Raw genomic sequence first — 2,370 nt, 5'->3', positions numbered from 1 at the left:
TTGTTTTTTTTTTTTTTATACAACACCCCCGTGGGTGCTTTTTTAAAACTCCGCCCCCGTCTGTGTCCCCGCCCGCCCTTCTCCGGCTCCCGCGGCCCTTTCGTCGTGTCCGCACGAGCCGTGCGTGTCCGCACGAGCCGTGTACGAAGGGGCCCGGGAGCCGTCGCTCCCGGGCCCCCTTTCGTCGTCGTCAGGCGCCGGAGCAGTCCGGGCACACGCCGCGGTAGGTCACCTCGACCGCCGACACCACGAAGCCGAACCGCTCCGCGTCCGGCAGGTCGGCCAGCGGGTTGCCCGCCGGGTGCACGTCGCGGATCGCCCCGCACTGCGCGCACACCAGGTGCTGGTGGGGCTTGTGTGCGTTCGGGTCGTAGCGCTTGGCCCGCCGGTCCGTGGAGACCTCCAGGACCTCGCCGAGGGTCACGAGTTCACCGAGCGTGTTGTAGACGGTCGCCCGGGAGATCTCGGGCAGCTTCTCCACGGCGCGCGCGTGCACTTCGTCCGCCGTCAGGTGGACGTGGTCACCGTCGAGCACCTCGGCCACGACGCGCCGCTGTGCGGTCATGCGCCATCCGCGGTCGCGAAGTCGTTCCAGCAGGTCACTCATGGACACCAGCCTAACAGCGAGGGACCGGGTGCAATTCCCGAGCCCGTACGGACTTGGATACTTACTTGACTTAGACAAAGTCCATCGTAGGATCGAGTACGGCAAGGGCCAAGGACAGACACGGGTACAGGCACAGGCCGGGACAGGACACGGCAGCAAATGACGCAGGAGGCGCACGTGACGCAGGGACCGCTCACCACGGAGGCCGGGGCTCCGGTCGCCGACAACCAGAACAGCGAGACGGCGGGCGTCGGCGGTCCGGTCCTGGTCCAGGACCAGCTGCTGCTGGAGAAGCTCGCCCACTTCAACCGCGAGCGCATCCCGGAGCGCGTGGTGCACGCCCGCGGCGCCGGCGCCTACGGCACCTTCACCGTCACGGCCGACGTGACGCCGTACACCCGCGCCGCGTTCCTCTCCGAGGTCGGCAAGGAGACCGAGGTCTTCCTGCGGTTCTCGACCGTGGCCGGCAACCTCGGTGCCGCCGACGCCGTGCGCGACCCCCGCGGCTGGGCGCTGAAGTTCTACACGGAAGAGGGCAACTACGACCTCGTCGGCAACAACACCCCGGTGTTCTTCATCAAGGACGCCATCAAGTTCCCCGACTTCATCCACACCCAGAAGCGCGACCCGTACACCGGGTCGACCGAGGCGGACAACGTCTGGGACTTCTGGAGCCTGTCGCCCGAGTCCACCCACCAGGTGACCTGGCTGTTCGGTGACCGTGGCATACCGGCCTCGTACCGCCACATGAACGGCTACGGCTCGCACACCTTCCAGTGGAACAACGAGGCGGGCGAGGTCTTCTGGGTCAAGTACCACTTCAAGACCGACCAGGGCATCAAGAACCTCACCCAGGCCGAGGCCAACGCCCTCGCCGGCGAGGACCCGGACTCCCACCAGCGCGACCTGCGCGAGGCCATCGAGCGCGGCGCGTTCCCGACCTGGACCGTCCAGGTCCAGATCATGCCGGCGGCGGACGCGGCGGCCTACCGCTTCAACCCGTTCGACCTCACCAAGGTGTGGCCGCACGAGGACTACCCGCCGATCGAGATCGGCAAGCTGGAGCTCAACCGCAACCCGGAGAACGTCTTCGCCGAGGTCGAGCAGAGCATATTCAGCCCGGCCCACTTCGTGCCCGGCATCGGCCCGTCCCCGGACAAGATGCTCCAGGGCCGCCTCTTCGCCTACGGCGACGCCCACCGCTACCGCGTCGGCATCAACGCCGACCACCTGCCGGTGAACCGCCCGCACGCCACCGAGGCGCGCACCAACTCCCGTGACGGCTTCCTCTACGACGGCCGCCACAAGGGTGCGAAGAACTACGAGCCGAACTCCTTCGGCGGCCCGCACCAGATCGACCGCCCGCTGTGGCAGCCGATCCCGGTCACCGGGGTCACCGGCGATCACGCCGCCCCGGTCCACGCCGAGGACGACGACTTCGTCCAGGCGGGCAACCTCTACCGCCTGATGTCCGAGGACGAGAAGGGTCGCCTGATCGAGAACCTGGCCGGCTTCATCGCCAAGGTCTCCCGTGACGACATAGCCGAGCGCGCGATCGGCAACTTCCGCCAGGCGGACGGTGACTTCGGCAAGCGGTTGGAGGTCGCGGTCCAGGCCCTGCGCGGCTGAACCGACCGCTTTGCCGTAGGGAGGCGGGGGGGGGGGGGGGGGCGGGGGGCCGCCCCCCCCCCGCCCCCCACCCCCCCCCCCGGGGGCGGCGCGGGGGGGGGCCCCCCCCACGCCGGATTTATCGCGCGGGGACC

At 69.0% G+C, this 2,370-nt stretch carries 2 protein-coding genes; one reads left to right on the top strand and one right to left on the bottom strand.

Annotated features, from left to right (window positions below; translation table 11 throughout):
- Window positions 1-190 precede the first annotated feature (190 nt).
- On the bottom strand, window positions 191-607 hold the full coding sequence (locus ACFVGY_RS09790; protein ID WP_385673634.1) for a Fur family transcriptional regulator: 417 nt from the start codon (window positions 605-607) through the stop codon (window positions 191-193).
- 177 nt (window positions 608-784) lie between these two features.
- On the opposite strand from ACFVGY_RS09790, the gene ACFVGY_RS09785 reads away from it, so the two are divergent.
- On the top strand, window positions 785-2,236 hold the full coding sequence (locus ACFVGY_RS09785; RefSeq protein ID WP_385673632.1) for a catalase: 1,452 nt from the start codon (window positions 785-787) through the stop codon (window positions 2,234-2,236).
- Window positions 2,237-2,370: the final 134 nt, after the last annotated feature.

Source organism: Streptomyces sp. NPDC127106 (assembly GCF_042677605.1).
In the GTDB taxonomy this organism is placed as follows: domain Bacteria; phylum Actinomycetota; class Actinomycetes; order Streptomycetales; family Streptomycetaceae; genus Streptomyces.
This window is presented reverse-complemented; position numbering and strand designations above follow the sequence as displayed.